Source organism: Cloacibacterium caeni, from assembly GCF_907163105.1.
GTDB lineage: Bacteria > Bacteroidota > Bacteroidia > Flavobacteriales > Weeksellaceae > Cloacibacterium > Cloacibacterium caeni_A.
In genome coordinates, this window is the sequence record NZ_OU015321.1 from 874,120 (window position 1) to 895,725 (window position 21,606).

Consider the following 21,606-nt stretch of genomic DNA (forward strand, 5'->3'; position numbering starts at 1 on the left):
CTGCGAAATCTGCGGGAAATTTAATTCCAACTTTCGTGAACTTTTTCTGTAAATGGAATTTCTGGATTGAGAATTTCTAGAATTAAGTTTTTAACAGAAACCAAGGAATCTTCAAAATTGCCTTTTACAAATTCTACGTTCTGTACCCCATTATTTACTTCCGCAAAACTCCAAATTCCCGTTTCTATTTCACGATTTTTAAACTCTTCTATTTGTGAAATACAGTATTGATACATACACAATTGCATTGCTTGTTTGTATTTATCATCAAAGAAAAGATTTTCAATTTTGTCTTCTTTTATTTTGATTTTCAGGTTTTTAGGCTTTGCAGTTTTATAATCAATAATTCTTAAAGTTCCGTTGAGAATATCAATTCTATCAATATATCCGTAGAAAATCACTTGATTATTTTCATCAATTTTGAATGGAATATTTTCAATTTTTCTTTCTAAAGCTACAATTTCTAGCGCATTCCCTTTTTTAACCAACTCCAAATCATAATTCAAAACAGATTCTACTACTCTTTTGGCAATTTGTTTGTGAACGAAATTCATTCCTTTTTCGTAGAATTCTGGTTGATGTTTTAGTCTTTCAATCGCTTTGTCAATTGATTCATCTACTTGTTGAAGTAAGTTTTCTAAATCATTAATTTTTAATATTTTACCGATTATTTTTCCGTATAAATATTCTAAAGCATTATGAACTAAAGTTCCATAATTACGTTGAGAAAGCTCTTCTTCAATTTCTGTGGTTTCTCTGGTGTTGAGAATTTTATCCAAGTAAAAATCAATAGGATTATAAAGATACGTAACCAAATGTGATGGCGAAACTTTCTGCTTCCATTCTTCTAATTTTTCAAGAACAGCAGTTGTTTTTTCAATCGTAATTGGTTCTTGATTAATCGGTTCAGAAGTATTTTCGATAATGATATGCTCTATTTTATGCTGAGATTCCATCTCAATTTGGGTAATGAATCTCGTTTTTTCGCCTGTATTTACGCCAGAACCGAGAGCATTGTAAAGCAAATAGATATTCTTGGCATTCTGTAAAAATCGGTAAAAGTGATAGGCATAAATTCCGTCATTTTCTAAGAAAGTATGCAGATTAAACTGCTTTCTTACATCAAACGGAAGATAAGTATTTTGCGAATTTCCAAGCGGTAATTTTCCTTCGTTGGCGGAAAGAAGAATGATATTTTCAAAATTCAACAATCTGGTTTCCAAAAGTCCCATCAATTGTAAACCTTCTAAAGGTTCTCCCACGAAATCTATGGATTCTGAATTGATAAGCTGATTAATCAAAACTTCCAGTGTTTCGATTTTCACCTGATATTGATATGGAGAAAGTTGATTCTTGATGATGATGAAACTCTTCTCGAAATGAGAAATGTTTTCATATTGTACATTATCTATTTCATTGTATTTTAAATCTTTACAAAAATCAATTAAAGTATTGAGTAAAGTTTCAGCGTCTTGTTTTTCAAACAAATTATAGAAAGAAAGTCCGTTCAATAATTCGTTTAATTGTTTTTTAGAAATGTAGACAATGTTTCTTTCTTCTAAGGTTGCAACGAAGTTTTTGATGATATTTTCGTCTTTAAAATTCTTTGGAAGTTCATCTAAAATCGGCAAAATATCATTGTAATAATACGAAGAAGCATTTTTTTCTAATTGTTTATGAAGATGAAACAGTTTTTTCATCGCATTTGAAAAAGCCAAATTTTTCAACGGAAAGCCCATTGTAATGTTCAGTTTTTCAACAGATGCGAGAGAATCTAATGTAGCAGGAAGCAAATTTTCGTCTAATAAAACTACTGCAGTATTTTGATAATCAGAATTTTCTGTGTGAATTTCTGAAAGAATTTCTGGCAAAACTTTGGTTTGAGCAATATTTCCTGAAACCTCATAAACCTTTATGTTTTTGTCTATAGAAAATTCATTTTCAATCCAGTTGAAATCTCTAGAATCATTAAATTCTTTCCAAGTTTTGTATTCGCGGAGAAATTTTCCTGCTTCTTGTCTTTCGTCATGGAAATAGTATTCATCTGCATGAAAGAAAATATCTGCTTTGTCCCATTGTAAAAGGGTTCTGACTAATTTTTCTTCAACGGGAGTAAATGCATTAAAACCAATAAAAACTGCTCTAAGATTGAAATTTTTACAATAATTTTCTAAATTTTCTTTGGTATGAAGATGAATCATTCCCGAAGTAGCCAATTGCTGTTCCTCTAATTTTTCTTGTAAAAAAGGAAGAAAAGCATACATTTTTCGCCAAAAATTGAGATTTCTCTTTCTAGCGCCTTCTTCATCGCCCAGATTTTCGCCCCAGTTTTTGATGCGTTCTTCAGCAAGCATCCATTCCAGAATTTCTTTGTCATTTCCATGAAATTTCAGCATATCGTCCCAATCTTTTTGCAATGTAGGGAACCATTTCAGGAAACTCGCCAAATCTTCGTCTTGATAAAGTTGATTATAAGTTTGATAGGCAAAAAGCCAAAGTGCAATGCCTTTGATTTCTTGTTTTTGACTGATTTTATGCACCAATTCATCAATCGTAAAAAACTCTGGAAGAATCCCATTATATTGTTTTTCTTTTAAGATTTCTTTAATGAAAACTACGGGTCTTTTTCCTGGAATTATAAATGAAAAACCCGATAAATCTTTAGATTTATCAAGCAAATTGGTTATGGTTTTTTTTAGAAATTTCATGCTTAAAAAATTGAAATTCCCAGTTTGGTTGTGAGCAGTTCCAGAGCATACATTCCTGCTTCTGAATTTCCTTTTTCATTTAATCTTGGGCTCCAAGTTGCCACCGCAAATTTTCTGGGTAAAACGGCTACAATTGCACCGCCAATTCCACTTTTTCCAGGCAATCCTACTTTGTAAGCAAATTCTCCGGATTCATCATAAAAACCGCATGTTAACATTAATGCATTAAGTCTTTTTATCTGACTTTTATTTAAAATGGTTTTACCAGATTTGGTTTTTCCTTCGTTGGCCAAAAAATAAAAAGCATGAGCTAATTCTTCGCAAGTCATTTCTACAGAACACTGATGAAAATAAAAATCCAGAACGTCTTCTACCTTGTTTTCGATATTTCCAAATGATTTCAAAAAATTACCAAGCGCAAAATTTCTGTAGCCTGTTTGCTTTTCAGAAAGGGCAACTTTTTGGTTAAACTGAATGTTTTTTTTGCCTGAAATTTCTCTGATAAATTCTAAAAAATCTTCTTTTGGATTTTTAAGATGAGACAGTAAAATGTCTGCAATAACTATTGCACCTGCATTTATAAAAGGATTTCTGGGAATTCCTTTTTCGTTTTCTAATTGCACCAAAGAATTAAATGCGTTACCAGAAGGTTCTACATTTACACGCTGCCAAATTTTTTCGCCTAAAATAGAAAATGCCAAACACAGCGTGAAGACTTTTGAAACACTTTGTATAGAAATTTTTTCCTGAAAATCTCCTTTGCCAAATTCTGTTCCTTCATGTGTAGAAATGAAAATTCCAAACTTATCCGGACTGATATTTTTAAGTTCGGGTATAGAAGCCGATACTTCTCCTATTTTAGGAAATTCTTGGCTTTCTACATATATTTCTTCTATGGTTTTTTGGTAATTCATTAGTTTTTATAGCGTTCTAGTTTTTTGAGTTGAGCTTTAATTTCTGCATCTAGCTCATTTTGTTTTTCTGCATTGGTTCCTCGTTTGGTAATGTTATCATAATAGTTTTGATAATCGAGAAATTCGCCATACATTACCTGATAAATCAACTTAAATTTCAGTTGGTAATCTTTCTCCGTTTTTACATTTTCTAGAAATTCTTTTCTCAGTTTTCTAGCGTAAATTTCGGCAATATCAAAATGGCCTTGTTCGTGATTTATATTGAGATTTTTGGTTTTAATAGGATGTTTCCAAGATTTGCTTGGGTCAAAAGTAGCATCTATTCTCACCTTCATTTTATTATTGGCTTTGTCTTTAAAAGCGGTGTAACTTAGTCCACAAGAAGAATAACTGACAATGGTGCTGTCACTTTTCATTTTGTTTTCTAGGGATTTAAAAAGGCTCCAATTAAGTTTTGTTCCCTCTTTCCAGACTAATTTTTGAGAAAAAACAGTTAAAAAACAAAATAATAAAATAAGGCTAAAAATCTTCTTCATACTATTCTACTACAATTGTTTTCTCAATCCAAATATTTTGATTGCTGCTGTCTTTTCCGTTCCAAAATTTGAAAGTGTAAATCCCTTTTTCTTCTGGTCTAAAGTTGAAACCATTTACTCCAACTCTTGTTGCTTGAGTACAAGTTCCGTTAATGGTGTAAGAATAAGCCACCACATTTCTTTCTAAACCATTTCTGATGTAATCATATCCAAAAAAATCATCACAAGCACTTGGATAAGTAGAATACGTTTTGATGGTTTGAATGGTGAAAACATCCATCGTATCTTGTGCAATTTTCACACTATCTATTTTGATAGATTCTACATTTTGTATTTCGTCTTCGTCATTTCTATCACAAGAAACAGCGATAAATCCAGCTAATAAAGCGATTATGCTGAGGTTAAAAATTTTCTTCATTGATTTAAGTTTTTATGAATTAAAATTTCCTTTGGATAAATATACTACTTTTTTAGTGTCAAAAAACTCTTCTTCGAACTGGTCTTTCAGATTATAAATTTCACATTTTATTCCAGCGAGTTCTTCTCCTAAATCACCACCTTTTAAGTATAAAACGCCGTTGTGTTTTGGGTTAAATTGTTCTTTTTCGAATTTTCCTTTCAACCAACGCAAGAAAACAGGCATTTGTGTAACTGCTCTGCTCACTACAAAATGGAATTTGTCTTTTATTTTTTCGGCTCTTTCGTGATAGGCTTTTACATTTTTTAAGCCAAGACTTTCGGCAACTGCATTCACTACCGTAATTTTTTTGCCAATAGAATCTACCAAAGTAAATTCTACATTCGGAAACAAAATCGCCAAAGGAATTCCCGGGAAACCACCACCAGTTCCTATGTCTAGAACTTTGGTTCCATCTGCAAATTCCATAATTTTTGCAATTCCCAATGAATGGAGAACGTGTCTTTCGTAGAATTCATCAATATCTTTTCTCGAAATCACGTTAATTTTTTCGTTCCAGTCTTTATAGAGCGTTTCAAGTTGTTGGAACTGAGATTTTTGTTGGTCTGTTAAATTTGGGAAATATTTTAAAATAATTTCTGAAGACATATGCGTTCTAATATTTCAACAAAAATAAAGAATTTATCGCGGAAATCTTTCGGAATTTATACTTTAAAATTTATCTTTGCTAAAAATCGTAAAAATGAATAAACTGTCAGATAGATTAAACAGATTAAGTTATTCTCAAACTTTCGTAATGAGCAATAAAGCCCGTGAAATGAAAGCTGCCGGAATAGATGTGATTTCTTTAACTCTTGGTGAACCAGATTTTGATGTTCCTGCGAATATCAAACAAGCTGCTTTTGATGCTATTAATCAAAATTTCTCTCATTATTCGCCTGTTCCAGGATTTTTAGAATTGAGACAAGCGATTGCTAAAAAGCTGAAAAGAGATAATCATCTGGATTATAAACCAACTCAAATATGTGTTTCAAACGGTGCAAAACAGTCTATTCTTAATGTTTTAGCAGCAGTAGTAAATGATGGTGACGAAGTTATTTTGCCAGCTCCTTATTGGGTTTCTTACGACGAAATGGTGAAAATGATGGGCGGAACTTCAGTTTTTATAGAAACGAATATTGATACAGAGTTTAAAATGACTGCTGAACAACTGGAAGCAGCAATTACTCCAAAAACCAAAGTAATTCTTTACAGTTCGCCTTGTAATCCTTCTGGAAGTTATTATACAAAAGATGAACTAGAAAAAATAGCCAACGTAGTGGCGAAATATCCTTATGTAACGATTATTTCTGATGAAATCTACGAATACATCAATTACGATGGAAAACACACTTCTATTGCAGAATTCCCACAAGTTTATGAACAAACTGCAGTAATCAACGGTATGTCTAAAGCTTTTGCAATGACCGGTTGGAGAATTGGTTATAGCGCTTGTCCAGAATGGTTAGCCAAAGCTTGTGATAAAGTTCAAGGACAAATGACTTCTGGTGCGAATACAGTTGCGCAAAGAGCTTCGATTACAGGATTGGAAACAGATCCGAGTGAATATCATTTTATGGTAGAAAGTTTTGAAAAACGAAGAAATTTGGTTTTTGAATTGATGAAAGATATTCCAGGATTTAAAGTTAATTTGCCAAAAGCAGCATTCTACTTCTTCCCAGATATTTCTTATTACATCGGGAAAACGATTGACGGTTTTTTTATCAATAATTCTGATGATTTTGCGATGTTTTTATTAGAAAAAGCACATGTAGCTTGTGTAGGAGGCGTAAGTTTTGGTGATGCTAATTGTATCAGATTCTCTTATGCGGCTTCTGAAGAAGAATTAAAAGAAGCGATGAGTAGAATTAAAAAAGCTTTAACAGAAGCAGAAATTCATTAACAAATTTTTAAAAATATCCTTAAAATCTTCAGTCAAAAGCTGAAGATTTTTTGCTTTTTAGGAGTCATAGAAAAAAATTATCGGTTTCTCATTTTAAAAATTTTAAAATTGATTAATTTTGCAAACTGAAAATATAATAGTAAAAAACAACAAAAAAATGGCATTAGTAGGAAGAAAATTTCCAAATGTAACGGTAGACGCAATCTCTAAATCAGGAGAAAATTTAAGAATTAACGTTTTAGAAGAAGCAGTAAAAAATCAATCAAAAGTTTTATTATTTTGGTATCCAAAAGACTTTACTTTTGTTTGTCCAACAGAATTACACGCTTTTCAAGCTGCTTTAGAAGAATTTAAAAACAGAAACACTATGGTTATTGGTGCTTCTTGTGACACAAACGAGGTACACTTCGCATGGTTATCTACTCCAAAAAATATGGGTGGAATCGAAGGAGTGACTTATCCACTTTTAGCTGATACACACAGGCAATTGGCTAATATTTTAGGAATTGTAGACCAAGATTTCGAATATGATGAAGAAGGAAACGAAACTTTTTCTGGGTCTAACGTAACGTACAGAGCAACTTATTTAATTGATGAAGAAGGAAAGGTTTTCCACGAAAGCGTAAATGATATGCCTCTTGGAAGAAACGTAGCTGAATATTTAAGATTAATTGATGCTTATACTCACGTTCAAAAATACGGAGAAGTTTGTCCAGCAAACTGGCAAGAAGGTAAAGCAGCAATGAATGCTACTAGAACTGCAACTGCAGAATATCTTAGCCAAAACTAAAATATTAAAATACAATTAATACCAAAGCAGAACATTTTGTTCTGCTTTTTTTGTAAATTTACTTGTTCAAAAATGTATGAAATGACTAAAAATGTAAGGTTGCTTTCTCCTCAAAAAACTATAGCGCTTATTGCTCATGACCATAAAAAAGATGAATTACTTGAATGGGTAAAAAAACACAGTGAAGTGATTCAACAACATCAATTAATTGCTACAGGAACCACGGGAAAATTGATAGAAAATGAATTGGGAGTTCCTGTTCACAGAGTAATGAGTGGGCCACTTGGTGGAGATCAACAACTCGGTGCAATGATTGCCGAAGGAAAAATAGATATCGTTATTTTCTTTTGGGATCCTATGGAAGCACAACCTCATGATCCAGATGTGAAGGCTTTTTTAAGAATCTGTGCGGTTTGGAATATTATCGTAGCTTGTGATGCTTCTACCGCAGATTTTATTCTGACTTCGCCTTTTATGCACACAGAATATGCAGTAGAAACTCCCGACTATAAAGTGTATTTAAATAGAAATATAGAAAAAGGAATTTCATAAAAAAGCCCGAAAATTCGGGCTCTCATTATCAATATTTAATCTCTGTTTTTATCGGTGATTCTTTTTGTGCTTGATTTTTCTTTTTTTGCCGTGTTCATCATAGTAATAACGATCATTTTTTTGTTGACCAGGCGCGAAAACTTTAGCCGACTTGGTTCCATAGACTTTTTTCATTTGTCCAGGAGGTGAATTTTGAGGTCTGTCATCTACGATGATTACCGTAGAAGAACCGCTTCTAATTAAAACACCATTTCGGTAAACATTACCATTAGGTGCTCTATAAATTTCGCCTTGTCTGTAAATTCTACCATCTGGAGCTCTATAAACTCTTCCATTATCTCCGTAAACATTACTAGAACCACAAGAAACTACAGTAATCGTGAGTGCTAAAGCGCCGAATATTTTAAATATATTTTTCATTTCTTTAAGATTTTGGGGGTTGATACTTTCTTTAAAACAAAAGCTTTGCCAAAATCTTATTTCTTATGAAAACTTTAACGTTTTTAGAATTTATGAGTTCTTCTTTCTAAAAGAATAATATCTCTCCAAACACTGTTCATTTCAGCGATTTTTTCTCTTCTTCCAATGATTCTGAAGCCTAATTTTTCATGAATTTTTATACTCGCTACATTTTCTGGGAAAATACCTGATTGTAAAGTCCAGAATTCATGTTCTTCGGTTTCTTCTATTAATTTATGGAGCATCATTTCGCCAAATCCTTTTCCATGAACTGAATTATCTAGATAAATGCTGACTTCGGCAACACCTTTGAAGCATGCTCTTGCAGAAACCGGTTGAATAGCAGCCCAACCTTGCACTACTCCATTTTCGTTTACCAAAACCAATCTACAAACTTTGAAATATTTATTGTCCCAAGTTTCCCAACTTGGAACATCTTTGTCAAAAGTAGCATTGCCGCCTTCGATTCCTTGTTTTAAAATTTCTAAAACTCTCGTTCCATCTTCTGGAAGCATTTCACGGATTTGGTAGTTCATGTAAATTTATAAAACTGATTATTTGTGGTTATAGATTTGGTAAATTATAAAAGTCTAAATTTATGAAAAGTTAAATTATGCCATATTTTTGAATAACATCTTAAAAACAGACACAGAAATGGCATAAAATTATTAAATTTTATGCCATGAAGTCTTATATACAGAAATGGCACAATTTTTGAAGTAATTGTGCTTAATTCTGAATTTGTATTTGAGGCTTGCTATCTCAAATTAAAAATCAAATTAGTTTATTGATATTTTCCCCTAATATCAGATTGCAAAAGTACATATTATTTATGTTAAAAAAAAGTTAAAAAATGTTAAAATTTTAAATAGCAAAAAATTAAATATTCTAATTATAGTGAGTTAATTTTACTCAAAAATATGTATAACAATATACATGCCAATTTTTTATAATTTTTTTTTATAATTTTTAAATAAGTAAATATGCAATATTTAAATATAGCTACACATTATGGTCTAGGAAAAGACCAAAGAGAATTAGATTTCGTAGATGTAAATCTAAAAAATGATAATCTTCTATTTATAGACCCAAGATTAATTGAAATTTCAAATGCTCCACTTTCAAAAAAGATGCAAAAGAATATTGAAATGTTTTGGGCAGAATTGATTAAACTTGTAAGGGCAAAAGATACAAAAGGCATAACAAGAATTTTATCTGGAATGAAAGAACCTAATGAAACTAAATTGGGTTATTCATCAAATAGAATAAAAGGTAATTCAATTTCAAAAAAACTTAAACCAAAACTTATTGATGCAATTAAAAATAACAAAGCTGTTCAATCAGGAATCTTAAGTCATTTTGCAGATATTGAATTGTTTATTGAGGATATAAGCTCAGATAGAATTTCAGATATTACTACAAAGATAATTAAAAGTAATTTGATTGAATTTACTCAAGAACAATGCAAAATACATAATATTCCTATGAGTAATTTTCATCAAAAAGATATTTTTAACCGTGAAAATCTGTCGTGGGAAAATAAGGATGTTTTATTACCATATTATTTAGGAGTTCCAATAATTTTTGTACCTAAAGAAATTGTTAGACTTGAGTTTATGGCAAATAGTAATATTAATTGTTTCTATAGGTTTGCCATTAGAAATTTTTTGATTTACGATAAAGATTTAATTGTTGATATTACACCTACAGGAAAAGATGGAGAATTACAATTAAAAGATATTAAGAGTAAATATCCATGTTCAAAAGAATCTCTATCAAACTGGATTCTTAAATATGGTAAATTATTAGTTGATTATAAATCTGAAATTTTGAATGGAAAAATTAGGCCATTATCAGATTTTGAGATTATGCAAATCGTTTATCAGAATTATAATGAAGATGTAGCATAGATAAAAAAAGGGCAAGAATTATTCTTGCTCTTTTATTTTTATTTGACCCGTCCTAAAATAAGTTTACACCCAATAGACTTATTATGGAAAATCGAGAGAAGACAGTAGAAAAGCGTACACAACAAGATTACACAATGGCTTTTAAATTAGGTATTGTAAGCCGTGTAGAAAAGGGCGAATTCACTTACAAACAGGCACAACAACATTACGGTATCCAAGGTAGAAGCACCGTTTTGGTTTGGCTCAGAAAATATGGTAATTTAGATTGGAGCAAACCCACCATTCATACCATGTTACAATCCAAAGAAACACCCGCCGAAAAGATTAAAAGATTAGAGAAAGAATTAGCTGATGAGAAACTGAAAACCAAAGTTCTCAATATGATGATTGATATCTCCGACAAGCAATACGGCACACAGATCCGAAAAAAGTTTACGCCCAAACAGTCAGACAACTCCAAGAAAAAGGATTGAGTTTATCCAAAATCTGCAGATTGTTTGGGATAAGCAGACAAGCCATTTACCAGCAGCGCCAAAGATTATGTGTTCGGGAAAAAGAATTGGAGAAAGTTAAACAATTCGTTGAGGAGATTCGTTTAGAACAGCCCAGAATAGGAACAAGAAAACTTTATTATTTGCTTAAAAATAAGTTCAAGCTTGAAAAGATAAAAATAGGCAGAGATGCGCTGTTCAATTATTTACGAAGAGAAAACCTGCTTATTTATCCTAAGAAAAGATATACAAGAACAACTTTCTCCAAACACTGGCTCAGAAAACACCCCAACCTTTTGAAAACGACTTGCCTAAAAAGAAAAGAACAGGTATTTGTAAGCGATATCACTTATATAAAAACCAAAACGAATGTCTGTTATTTATCTTTGGTTACGGATGCTTACAGCAGAAAAATAATGGGTTACGAATTAAGTGAAAATATGAATGCTGAAAATGTAGTCAAAGCTCTGAAAATGGCCGTTAAAAACAGAACAACACATCTTCCGCTTATTCATCACTCAGACAGGGGATTGCAATATTGCTCAGAAGTGTATCAGAAAGTACTTGTTGAAAACAAAATAAAACCCTCAATGACAGATGGCTATGATTGTTATCAAAATGCTTTGGCAGAAAGAATAAACGGAATATTGAAGCAGGAATTTTTAATTTATAAATGCAAAAACATTCAGGATTTAAAACAAATGGTTAAAGAAAGTATTTATATTTACAACAACAAAAGACCACATCTTAGTCTGAAGATGAAAACCCCGGAAACAATCCACAAAAAATCCGGAAAATCAATATCTTCCGGATTGGTATTTTAATGTAAAACTTGTAAACCTATTTTAGGATTAGTCAATTCCATTTCCTTTTTTAAAAATTTAGCAGTCAAAGATTTTTTTGATTTTATCAATTCTTCAGGAGTTCCCGTTGCGATGATTTCGCCACCGTGTTTTCCACCTTCTGGACCGATGTCTATAATGTGGTCTGCCAATTTAATGACATCTAAATTATGTTCAATAATAATAAAAGAATTGCCTAATTCTACCAACTGATTGATGGCTTCCATTAGAATTTTTACATCTTCAAAGTGCAAACCTGTTGTAGGTTCATCCAGAATATAAAGCGTGTTCCCTGTTTGTTTTTTGGCAAGTTCTGTCGCCAGTTTTATACGTTGCGCTTCTCCTCCACTTAATGTGGTAGATTGTTGACCAAGTGTAATGTAACCCAAACCAACGTCTTGCAAAGTCTTCACTTTTGCATAAATTTTAGGAATCGGTTGGAAGAAATCTACCGCTTCATCTATCGTCATTTCCAACACATCAGAAATCGATTTTCCTTTGTAGCGAACTTCCAAAGTTTCTCGGTTAAAGCGTTTTCCGTTGCAGGTTTCGCAATGCACGTAAACATCAGGTAAAAAGTTCATTTCAATGACTTTTAAACCGCCACCTTGACACGTTTCGCATCTTCCACCTTTTACATTGAAAGAAAATCTCCCCGCTTTGTAACCACGAATTTTAGATTCTGGCAATTCTGCAAAAAGATTTCTAATATCGGTGAACATTCCGGTGTAAGTTGCAGGATTAGAACGTGGTGTTCTTCCAATCGGAGTTTGGTCTACATCTACAATTTTGTCGATATTTTCGATGCCTTCAAATTTTTTATAAGGCAAAGGTTCTTGAACCGCTCTGTAAAAATGTTTGTTGAGAATTGGATAAAGCGTTCCGTTAATCAAAGAAGATTTTCCACTTCCCGAAATTCCTGTTACCACCACTAATTTTCCTAAAGGAACTTCTAGGTTTACGTTTTTCAGGTTATTTCCTGTTGCGCCTTTTAATTTTAGAAATTTTCCATTTCCTTTTCTTCTTTCTTTAGGGATTTCTATGCTTCTTTTTCCAGTGAGATAATCTGCCGTGATTGTATTGGCTTTGATTAGATCTTTAGGTTTTCCTTGCCAAAGAATTTCGCCACCGTGTTTACCAGCTCTAGGACCGATATCGAGAACGTAATCGGCTTCTAGAATCATGTCTTTATCATGTTCTACCACGAGAACAGAATTGCCAATATCTCGCAGATTTTTCAATGAATTGATGAGTCTTTCGTTATCTCTTTGATGCAAGCCAATGCTTGGTTCATCTAAAATATACAATACATTTACCAACTGAGAACCAATTTGTGTAGCCAATCTAATTCTCTGAGATTCGCCACCAGAAAGCGTTCTAGAACTTCTACTCAAGCTTAAATAATCTAAACCAACGTCTAATAAAAACTGCAATCTGGTTTCTATTTCTTTTAGAATTTCGTTGGCGATGATTTTATTTTTTTCGCTGAATTTTTCTTTAACTTCTTGAATCCAATCTTTCAAATCCAACAAACTCAACGCATTGATTTCAGCAATATTTTTTCCATCAATTTTAAAAGCCAAACTGCTTTTTTGGAGTCTCGCTCCGTTGCATTCTGGACAAGTTTCTTCGGTAGTAAATTGTCTTTCAAGTACTACTGCATCGTAGTTTTCTTTGTCTTCAATCACTTGACTTAAATAAGGAATTAACCCTTCAAAATTGATTTTTATTTTCTTAGAAATTCCGGCGTATTTCAAATCAGCAGTAAATTCTTTTTGGCAACCGTAGTAAATATAATCTACGGCTTCACGAGGAATTTCATTGAAAGAAGTATTTAAACCTAGCCCGAAAATCTCTAAAATATTTTTAATTTGAGTGAGAAGCCATTTGTTTCCTTTCAAAACTTCTAGAGGCAATAAAGCGCCTTGATTGATAGAAAAATTAGGGTTTTCTACCAAAAATTCTTCATTGATTTTCTTGATGGTTCCGAGACCTTTACAAGTTGGGCAACTTCCCTTTGGTGAGTTGAAAGAAAACGTGTTTGGCTCTGGAATAGGCAAAGCATTTCCGCTGTGTGCATCCATCAAATTTTTAGAAAAATATTGATAGTCTGTTGCGCCTAATTTCTGAACCATCACTACTCCTTCTCCCATTTGCAAAGCCGTTTTCAGCGATTTTGCCATTCTGATTTCCGTAGCGTTTTCGCCGATAATCCATCGGTCTATTACCACTTCTATATCGTGAGTTTTGTAACGGTCAAGCTTTAAATCATATTCTATATCTTGTAATTCTCCATCGATTCTGGCTTGAGAATACCCTTTTTTAGCCAATTGCACAAAGAGTTCGTGGTAATGTCCTTTTCTAGAACGAATGACAGGTGCTAAAAGCAAAACTTTTTCGCCTTTATAATTTTCTTTGATGGTTTCTAGAATTTGTTCTTCTGTGTAGCTCACCATTTTTTGACCAGTTTCCAAAGAATAAGCATCTGAAACTCTGGCGAAAAGCAAACGTAGAAAATCATACAATTCTGTCACGGTACCCACTGTAGAACGTGGATTTTTATTGGTAGTCTTTTGTTCGATGGCAATTACAGGAGAAAGTCCTTCGATTTTATCAACATCTGGACGCTCTAAACCGCCCAAAAACTGACGAGCATAAGCAGAAAAAGTTTCGATATAACGTCTTTGTCCTTCTGCAAAAATGGTATCAAATGCCAAAGAAGATTTCCCAGAACCTGAAAGTCCCGTAATGGTAACCAATTCATTTCTAGGAATTTTAACATTGATGTTTTTAAGATTGTGTTCTCTAGCTCCGTATATTTCGATGTATTCTTTTTCTGTACTCATAATGTCAATCTCGTCAAAAAAATCAAGACTTACAAAAATACGGAATTATTCTCTGAAAAAGTTTATCAATCGTAAGATTTCCGCATAAAAAAAGAACCTCAAATTTGAAGTTCTTGTGATTATATTTTCTAAAGATTTACAAAGTTTCTTTGTCTGATATTTTGTTGAATTTCAAAAATCTAATGAAAAACAATCCTAATGCAAAGAAAACCGACATAGAAAGTGCTGCAAATCTCATTCCTGAAGTGGTAGGCAGTTGGAATGAAGTTTCTTGTAAGAAGAACAACCTAATTGCATCATAATTGTCGATTAATAGTGCAAAAATGAAGGTTCCTAGGATAATTGCTATCTTTTCTAATACATCATAAAAGCTGAAATACGTAGTATTATCCATAGAATCTTTCGGTAAAAGTCTACTGTAGGTAGAACGAGACATCGACTGAATACCTCCCATTACTAAACCGATGATGGCTGCAATTCCGTAAAATTGATATTCTACATTTGGATTTTCTTTTTTGAGGAAATAAGCAGAAAGACAAGCGAATATCCATAAAATAATGGTAATGCTAATCACATTTTTATTGCCTATTCTTTTTGATAATCTCGAGAAGAAAATGGCACCAATGATTGCTTCAATTTGAATGATTAACAAGGTCATAATGAGTTTTCCTTGTTCAAGGTTAATTTCACTCTTCCCGAACAATGTAGCCATTAGGAAAATGGTCTGCATTCCAACACTGTAAAAGAAGAAACTTGCTAAAAAATACTTAAGATTAGCAGTTCTGAATAATTGTGCGCCAACTTTATATAATTCTCTAAAACTTTCTTTCACGATTTCAATGTAGAAGATAATATTGTCTTTTAAAACTTCTACAAAGCCACCGTTTGATTTATGACTTTTGAAAATATTTTTTAGATTCAGCAATACTAAATCTTTTGGTAGTTGGTCTTTTACTTCACCAAATTGAGGTAAATGTTTGAAGGTATATTGAGAGAATCCAAACCACCAAGCTCCCGTGAATAAGAATGAAATTCTAGTGTATAAAAGTGCTTCTTTTGGAGTGTCTGCAAAAAACATAATTAATGCCAAACAAATCACCACTAAAATTACGGAGCCAATGTAACCATAAACGTAACCTTTTGCAGAAAGTGCATCTTGCTTATCTGGCGTAGCAATATCCGGTAAGAATGAATTGTAGAAAACCAAACTTCCCCAGAATCCTACACTCGCAGTAATACTGAAAAGCAATCCTAAGAAAACGTTATTCATATTGGTAAACATAGCCAATCCCATACAAGAAGTTGCTCCTAAATAAGCGAAAAATTGCAAGAAAGACTTTTTATTTCCAATGGTGTCTGCCAAAGAGGATAAAATAGGCGAAAGAATGACCACAATCAAAAACGAAATCGTTAGAGAATAGCCATAAACTGCATCTGGTTGATAATCTTTTCCGAAAATATTAATCATATTTCTCACTGGAACTTTAATCCATTTTCCTGTTTCGGTTACGTACTCGCTTTTTTCATAAGCAGTAGTAATAATAGAATAGTAAATAGGAAAAATGGTAGAGGTAATTACCAGTGAATAAACAGAATTCGCCCAATCGTAGAAAGCCCAAGCTTTCATGATTTTAGGGTTGTTTTTGATATTTTGTTTCATAGTTTTTTTCCGTAAAAAGGAATTATTACACAAAAATAAAAAAACCATTAAGAAATTGACTAAAAAATCAATAAATCTTAATGGTTAATTATTTGTAAGATGAGAAAATTATAAATTCTCAATCACAATTGCAGAAGCACCACCACCTCCATTACAGATTGCAGCAGCACCATATTTACCATTGTTTTGTTTTAAAACATTAATGAGTGTAACGATAATTCTAGCACCAGAACTTCCTAGAGGATGTCCTAATGAAACGGCACCACCATTAACATTTACCTTAGATTCGTCTAAACCTAAAATTTTATTGTTGGCTAAACCAACTACTGAAAAAGCTTCATTAAACTCGAAGAAATCAATATCAGAAACTTCTAAACCAGCTTTTTTAAGAGCAATTGGTAATGCTTTTGCAGGAGCTGTGGTAAACCATTCTGGTTCGTGTGCAGCATCTGCATAAGAAACGATTTTTGCTAAAGGTCTTAACCCAAGTTCTTCCATTTTTTCTTTTGACATTAAAACCAATGCAGAAGCACCATCATTTAATGGAGAAGCATTTGCAGCAGTTACTGTTCCATTTTCTTTTTGGAAAACAGTAGGCAAAGTTCCAATTCTGTCAAAATTTACATTTTTATATTCTTCGTCTTCTGCGAAAATAATCGGTTCTCCTTTTCTCTGTGGAATTTCTACAGGAACGATTTCCTCTTTAAATTTACCAGAAGCCCAAGCTTCAGCACTTCTTTTATAAGACTGAATCGCGAAGTTGTCTTGGTCTTCTCTTGAGAATTCATATTTTGCAGCACATTTTTCTGCACAAACTCCCATGTGGATTTTGTTGTAAACATCAGTCAAACCGTCAACTAACATTCCGTCTTGCATTTTTACATCTCCCAATTTTACAGCATTTCTCGCACTGTAATAATGCGGAACTTGGCTCATGTTTTCCATCCCACCTGCTACAATTACGTCTTGGTCACCAGATTTAATAGACTGAGAAGCCATCATTACGGCTTTCATCCCAGAAGCACATACTTTATTGATAGTGGTAGAAGGTGTTTCGTTTGATAAACCGGCGCCTAATGCAGCTTGACGAGCAGGAGCTTGTCCTTCTCCAGCTTGTAAAACATTACCCATATAAACTTCTTGAACGTGTTTTGCGTCAAGATTAATTTTGTCTAACGCTCCTTTGATAGCAATTGAACCTAATTTAGGGGCAGGAATGCTGGATAAACTTCCTAGAAAACTTCCCATAGGTGTTCTTGCTGCTGAAACGATAAATACTTCTTTCATGATATTTAATAGAGATTTAAATTTTAAAATTCTTTTCGCCAAAGTACAAAAAAAAACACACTTTCTAAAAAGTGTGTTTTATGTTTATAATCAATGATTTAGATTAATGAGATACGTTTCCTATTGCTTCTGGATTGTGCTTGTGTTTAAACATCAAAGCGAAAAGTACAGCAATCACTAAAGCGTAAGCAGCGAAAGCTAACCAAATGTGTGGCCAATCTTTCATCGCAATCTCTTTAGTCAAAGTACCATTTACAATGGAAGAACCTTGTTTTCCTATAAATTCTACAAATTTAGAATTGTCTACTGTAGTATCTAAAAATCCAGCTAAAGAATCTGCGGTAGAGAATTTTTGAGTAAAGAATTTATCAATCGCCCAACCTGCAGAAACGCTTCCGATAATCGCTCCGAAACCATTGGTCATCATCATAAATAAACCTTGAGCTGAAGAACGAATTTTAGAATTGGTATTGGTTTCTACGAAAAGTGAACCAGAAATATTGAAGAAATCAAACGCCATTCCGTAGATAATACATGATAAAATAATCATCCAAAGTCCTGAAGTAGGATTACCAAAACTGAATAAACCAAATCTTAAAACCCAAGCAAACATACTCATTAACATTACGTTTTTAATTCCATATTTTCTTAAAAAGAAAGGAATAGCAAGGATGAATAAAGTTTCAGAAACTTGAGAAATAGACATGATAATGGTAGAATATTTCACTACGAATGAATCTGCGTATTTTGGAAAATTCTCGAATTCACTTAAAAACACATCTCCATATGCATTGGTTAACTGTAAAGCACCTCCTAAAAACATAGAGAATATGAAGAAAAGAGCCATTTTATAGTTTCCAAAAAGTTTGAATGCGTTTAGACCTAAAACTTCTACTAGCGAAGAGTCTTTAGAAATTAATTTTTGTGGTTTACAAGCTGGTAATGCAAATGAATATAAACCAAGTAAAACTGCTGCTACACCTGCAATGTAAAATTGAAATTCTGAAGCTTTATTTCCAGATAAATTCGTAATCCACATCGCTACGATGAAGCCAATTGTTCCCCAAACTCTAATCGGTGGAAAATCTTTTACCACGTCGTAATTATTGTTTTTAAGTAAAGTATAAGAAATAGAGTTTGCTAGTGCAATTGTAGGCATGTAAAATACCATCGCAAGAAGCATCACTGCAAAAAATGTATCTGGTGTGGTTACTTGAGGTAAATAAAACAGAACCGCAGCGTATAAAATATGCAGAATTCCATAAATTCTCTCAGCATTAATCCATCTATCTGCGATGATTCCTACTAAAGTAGGCATGAATACAGAAGCAATTCCCATAGTACTAAAAACAGCGCCAAACTTTGTTCCATCCCATTGTTTGGTTCCAAACCAATAATTAGCGATGGTGATTAGCCAAGCTCCCCAAACAAAAAATTGTAGAAAACTGAGCAGTGTCAATCTAAATTTAATATTCATAAGTAGTAATTTTTTCTTTTACGGTATTTTAGACCGTTGAGTGTTTTCAGAGTTTATTATTTAATTTTTAGCGCTAGTCAATTTTTTTATTTCGTCTTTTGAGTTCTTCTTGGATTTCCATAGCGGCATCATAATCTTCTTCTCTCACTGCATCGTCTAATAAAATTTGTAATTCTTCTGTACTGAGTTTTTTGAGGTCAGAAGTTTCACTTTCTAAAGCCTCTTCTGGTTCTGGCAATTCATTATTATTGTCAATTTCTAGAAGAATTCCAGCTTCGTTCAATACTTGTTCTGTAGTATAGATTGGGGCATCAAAACGTACTGCCATTGCTACAGCATCAGAAGTTCTGGCATCTAAAATAAGTTCTTCTCCGTTTTCTGTGTTTTTAAAATTGAGATTAGAGAAGAAAACGCCGTCAATAATTTGATAAATAATTACCGATTCTAGGGTATAATGAGTAGAATTTACAAATTTGGTAAATAGATCATGCGTGAGTGGACGAGGTGGTCTCAAGTCTTTTTCTAAACCTAAAGAAATAGATTGAGCCTCAAAATTACCAATTACTACAGGTAGTTTTACGCCAGTTTCTTCATGTTCCAGAAGCAATGCATAAGCTCCAGATTGAGTTTGACTATAAGATATTCCGCGTATGATTAGTTGTTTATAATCCATGAATACAAATATACTTTAATTTTTAAAATTTAACATTTGATATTTAAAATTTTATCACTGCCTTCAGATGATTTATTTTACAAGTTTTGATGATAAAATTGGTTTTACTTTTTATATAATGAGAAATTCATTTATTCTTCAAAAGAAATAAAAAATTTTGGCTTCTGCAACGACAAAAAAATCCGAGATAAAAATCTCGGATTGATATTTTTAAAAAGGATGATATTTTAGTGTCCTTTTAATGCTTTAATTTTTTCTGTTAGTGCAGGAATAATTTGGAAAGCATCTCCTACTACTCCATAATCAGCAGATTTAAAGAATGGTGCTTCTGCATCATTATTAATCACTACGATGGTTTTAGAAGAGTTTACACCAGCCAAATGCTGAATAGCACCAGAAATACCTACTGCTATGTATAAATTAGGAGCGATGGCTTTACCGGTTTGTCCTACGTGTTCTGAGTGAGATCTCCAACCGATATCAGAAACTGGTTTAGAACAAGCGGTAGCTGCACCTAAAACATTTGCTAATTCTTCGATCATTCCCCAGTTTTCAGGACCTTTCATCCCTCTACCTGCAGAAACTACTACTTCAGCTTCTTTAAGGTCTAATTTTCCTGAAGATTTTTCTTGGTTCACCACAGTAAGACCTTCTGCAGAAACAGAAACTTCTTTTACTTCTTCAGAACCTGCTACTGGATTTTCTTTTACTCCGAAAGAGTTTTGAGAAACAGTAACCACTACATTTTCGCTATGAGCTTTAGCATCCATAAAAGCTTTTCCAGAGAAAGATTTTCTCTTCGCTTCGAATGGAGAAACGGCAACTGGAGCAGAAACTACATTGGTTAATAATGAAGCGTTTTTAATCACAGCAAGCATAGGAGCTACAGAACTAGCATCTGTAGAATGCGGGAAAACTACTACTCCATCTACTACAGTAGCAAGAGCTTCTGCATAAGCTTTTGGGTTGAAACTTTTAAGTGTGTCACTTTTTAGAGTAACCACTTTAGAAGCTCCGTATTTGTAAAGAACATCTGCAGGATCTGTAGGATTAACGCTTACCGCTACTACATCAGTTCCAGACATATCTGCAACTGTTTTTGCGTAAGAAACAGCTTCTAGAGCCGCTTTTTTATATGCTCCTGAAATATTTTCGGTATATACAAAAATTGACATAATTTAAAAAGATTTGAGATTTGAGATTTAAGATTTGAGATTTTTTGAATTTCAAATTTCAAATTTCAAATGGATTAATAATTTGTTAAATAACTTTTGCTTCTTCGTGAAGTAATCTTACCAATTCATCTAGATTATCCGCAGAAACTAGTTTTACTTGAGCTCTAGCTGGAACAGCATCAAAAGATACTGCACTTACTTTAACATCTGTTTCAGTTGGTTCTTTTACAGTTAAAGGTTTAGTTCTAGCAGACATAATTCCTCTCATGTTGGGAATGATAAGGTCTTTTTCTTCTACCATACCTTTTTGACCAGCGATTACAGCAGGAATTTTTACAGTTAAAGTTTCTTTTCCTCCTTCAATTTCTCTTACTACAGTAGCTTCTGCACCATTTACATCTAAACCTACGCAAGCATTTACGAAAGGTCTATTAAGTAATTGAGCAATCATTGCTGGAACAGCAGCACCATTATAATCAATAGATTCTTTACCGCAAAGTACCAAGTCGTAACCACCTTCTTCTACAATTTTTGCCAATTCTTTAGCTACGGTAATACTGTCTTGTGGTTCAGCGTTTACTCTTATTGCGTCATTTGCACCAATAGCAAGAGCTTTTCTCATTACAGCTTCAGTAGCTGCGTCACCTACAGTAGCGATGGTCACTGTAGCTCCTTGAGATTCTTGTAATTTTACAGCTTTTGTAAGAGCAAATTCGTCATAAGGATTAATTACCCACTGAATTCCGTTTTTGTCAAAAGCAGATTTATCTGCAGTAAAGTTAATTTTAGAAGTAGTATCTGGAACACTACTAATACAAACTAATATTTTCATATGTAGATTTTTATTGTTTTTTTAAAGGTCATATGCAATCGCTCATTCGTCATTATAATTAGTTTTGATAATCATGGCGATTTCATAAGGTTCA

Annotated in this window: 19 protein-coding genes; 5 read left to right on the top strand and 14 right to left on the bottom strand. The window is 32.9% G+C overall.

Going from position 1 to position 21,606, the window contains the following annotated elements; genetic code table 11:
* Nucleotides 1-20 precede the first annotated feature (20 nt).
* The 5 genes from KKQ76_RS04085 to rsmG all read right to left on the bottom strand — a co-directional run bounded on the left by KKQ76_RS04085 (nt 21) and on the right by rsmG (nt 5,224).
* The gene (locus KKQ76_RS04085) at nt 21-2,708 is read right to left on the bottom strand and encodes a PD-(D/E)XK nuclease family protein (protein ID WP_213195943.1); all 2,688 of its coding nucleotides are present in this window, start codon (nt 2,706-2,708) and stop codon (nt 21-23) included.
* A 2-nt stretch (nt 2,709-2,710) separates the two neighbouring features.
* Complete coding sequence (locus KKQ76_RS04090) at nt 2,711-3,622, bottom strand: glutaminase (RefSeq protein WP_213195944.1); 912 nt, start codon at nt 3,620-3,622, stop codon at nt 2,711-2,713.
* Nucleotides 3,622-4,038 carry a DUF922 domain-containing protein gene (locus KKQ76_RS04095; RefSeq protein ID WP_213195945.1) on the bottom strand — a complete coding sequence of 139 codons (417 nt, stop codon included), beginning with the start codon at nt 4,036-4,038 and terminating at the stop codon, nt 3,622-3,624. Before KKQ76_RS04095 ends, KKQ76_RS04090 begins: the two co-directional genes overlap by 1 nt.
* A gap of 121 nt (nt 4,039-4,159) precedes the next feature.
* Nucleotides 4,160-4,576: a hypothetical protein gene (locus KKQ76_RS04100; protein ID WP_213195946.1), complete on the bottom strand. Its 417-nt coding sequence runs from the start codon at nt 4,574-4,576 to the stop codon at nt 4,160-4,162.
* Between the two features lie 12 nt (nt 4,577-4,588).
* A complete protein-coding gene (gene rsmG / locus KKQ76_RS04105; RefSeq protein ID WP_213189132.1) occupies nt 4,589-5,224 on the bottom strand; it encodes a 16S rRNA (guanine(527)-N(7))-methyltransferase RsmG in 636 nt (211 codons plus the stop codon).
* 94 nt (nt 5,225-5,318) lie between these two features.
* Here rsmG and KKQ76_RS04110 point away from each other — a divergent pair, with 94 nt between their 5' ends.
* The 3 genes from KKQ76_RS04110 (at nt 5,319) to KKQ76_RS04120 (ending at nt 7,860) form a co-directional block, all read left to right on the top strand.
* Complete coding sequence (locus KKQ76_RS04110) at nt 5,319-6,518, top strand: pyridoxal phosphate-dependent aminotransferase (RefSeq protein ID WP_213195947.1); 1,200 nt, start codon at nt 5,319-5,321, stop codon at nt 6,516-6,518.
* Nucleotides 6,519-6,675: 157 nt separating this feature from the next.
* Nucleotides 6,676-7,308, top strand: a complete 633-nt coding sequence (locus tag KKQ76_RS04115) for a peroxiredoxin (protein WP_213195948.1) — start codon at nt 6,676-6,678, stop codon at nt 7,306-7,308.
* 81 nt (nt 7,309-7,389) lie between these two features.
* Nucleotides 7,390-7,860: a methylglyoxal synthase gene (locus tag KKQ76_RS04120; RefSeq protein WP_104794106.1), complete on the top strand. Its 471-nt coding sequence runs from the start codon at nt 7,390-7,392 to the stop codon at nt 7,858-7,860.
* A gap of 48 nt (nt 7,861-7,908) precedes the next feature.
* Here KKQ76_RS04120 and KKQ76_RS04125 read toward each other — a convergent pair whose 3' ends face one another.
* Together KKQ76_RS04125 and KKQ76_RS04130 are read right to left on the bottom strand one after the other, a co-directional pair.
* On the bottom strand, nt 7,909-8,280 hold the full coding sequence (locus tag KKQ76_RS04125; RefSeq protein ID WP_213195949.1) for a hypothetical protein: 372 nt from the start codon (nt 8,278-8,280) through the stop codon (nt 7,909-7,911).
* A gap of 83 nt (nt 8,281-8,363) precedes the next feature.
* Nucleotides 8,364-8,855, bottom strand: coding sequence for a GNAT family N-acetyltransferase (locus tag KKQ76_RS04130; protein WP_213195950.1), 492 nt, complete (start codon nt 8,853-8,855; stop codon nt 8,364-8,366).
* 447 nt (nt 8,856-9,302) lie between these two features.
* On the opposite strand from KKQ76_RS04130, the gene KKQ76_RS04135 reads away from it, so the two are divergent.
* Together KKQ76_RS04135 and KKQ76_RS04140 are read left to right on the top strand one after the other, a co-directional pair.
* Nucleotides 9,303-10,229, top strand: a complete 927-nt coding sequence (locus KKQ76_RS04135) for a hypothetical protein (protein ID WP_213195951.1) — start codon at nt 9,303-9,305, stop codon at nt 10,227-10,229.
* 83 nt (nt 10,230-10,312) lie between these two features.
* Nucleotides 10,313-11,544 (top strand): IS3 family transposase gene (locus tag KKQ76_RS04140; RefSeq protein WP_246501297.1). Its coding sequence is split into 2 segments (ribosomal slippage): nt 10,313-10,661 and nt 10,661-11,544, totalling 1,233 coding nucleotides; the frame shifts between segments, so codons are not numbered across the junction.
* Here the strand turns inward: KKQ76_RS04140 and uvrA are convergent.
* From uvrA to KKQ76_RS04175, 7 genes are all read right to left on the bottom strand, one after another.
* A complete protein-coding gene (gene uvrA / locus KKQ76_RS04145; protein WP_213195952.1) occupies nt 11,541-14,408 on the bottom strand; it encodes an excinuclease ABC subunit UvrA in 2,868 nt (955 codons plus the stop codon). The two genes, KKQ76_RS04140 and uvrA, sit on opposite strands and share 4 nt — an antisense overlap.
* A gap of 136 nt (nt 14,409-14,544) precedes the next feature.
* Complete coding sequence (locus tag KKQ76_RS04150) at nt 14,545-16,068, bottom strand: MFS transporter (protein WP_213195953.1); 1,524 nt, start codon at nt 16,066-16,068, stop codon at nt 14,545-14,547.
* Between the two features lie 108 nt (nt 16,069-16,176).
* The gene (locus tag KKQ76_RS04155; protein WP_213195954.1) at nt 16,177-17,355 is read right to left on the bottom strand and encodes an acetyl-CoA C-acyltransferase; all 1,179 of its coding nucleotides are present in this window, start codon (nt 17,353-17,355) and stop codon (nt 16,177-16,179) included.
* Between the two features lie 103 nt (nt 17,356-17,458).
* Nucleotides 17,459-18,832, bottom strand: a complete 1,374-nt coding sequence (locus tag KKQ76_RS04160; protein WP_213195955.1) for a nucleoside permease — start codon at nt 18,830-18,832, stop codon at nt 17,459-17,461.
* A gap of 73 nt (nt 18,833-18,905) precedes the next feature.
* Nucleotides 18,906-19,505: a bifunctional nuclease family protein gene (locus KKQ76_RS04165; protein ID WP_213195956.1), complete on the bottom strand. Its 600-nt coding sequence runs from the start codon at nt 19,503-19,505 to the stop codon at nt 18,906-18,908.
* A 227-nt stretch (nt 19,506-19,732) separates the two neighbouring features.
* Entirely contained in the window at nt 19,733-20,680 is a 948-nt protein-coding gene (locus KKQ76_RS04170) for an electron transfer flavoprotein subunit alpha/FixB family protein (protein ID WP_213195957.1), read from the bottom strand.
* An 85-nt stretch (nt 20,681-20,765) separates the two neighbouring features.
* On the bottom strand, nt 20,766-21,512 hold the full coding sequence (locus KKQ76_RS04175; protein WP_213195958.1) for an electron transfer flavoprotein subunit beta/FixA family protein: 747 nt from the start codon (nt 21,510-21,512) through the stop codon (nt 20,766-20,768).
* Nucleotides 21,513-21,606: the final 94 nt, after the last annotated feature.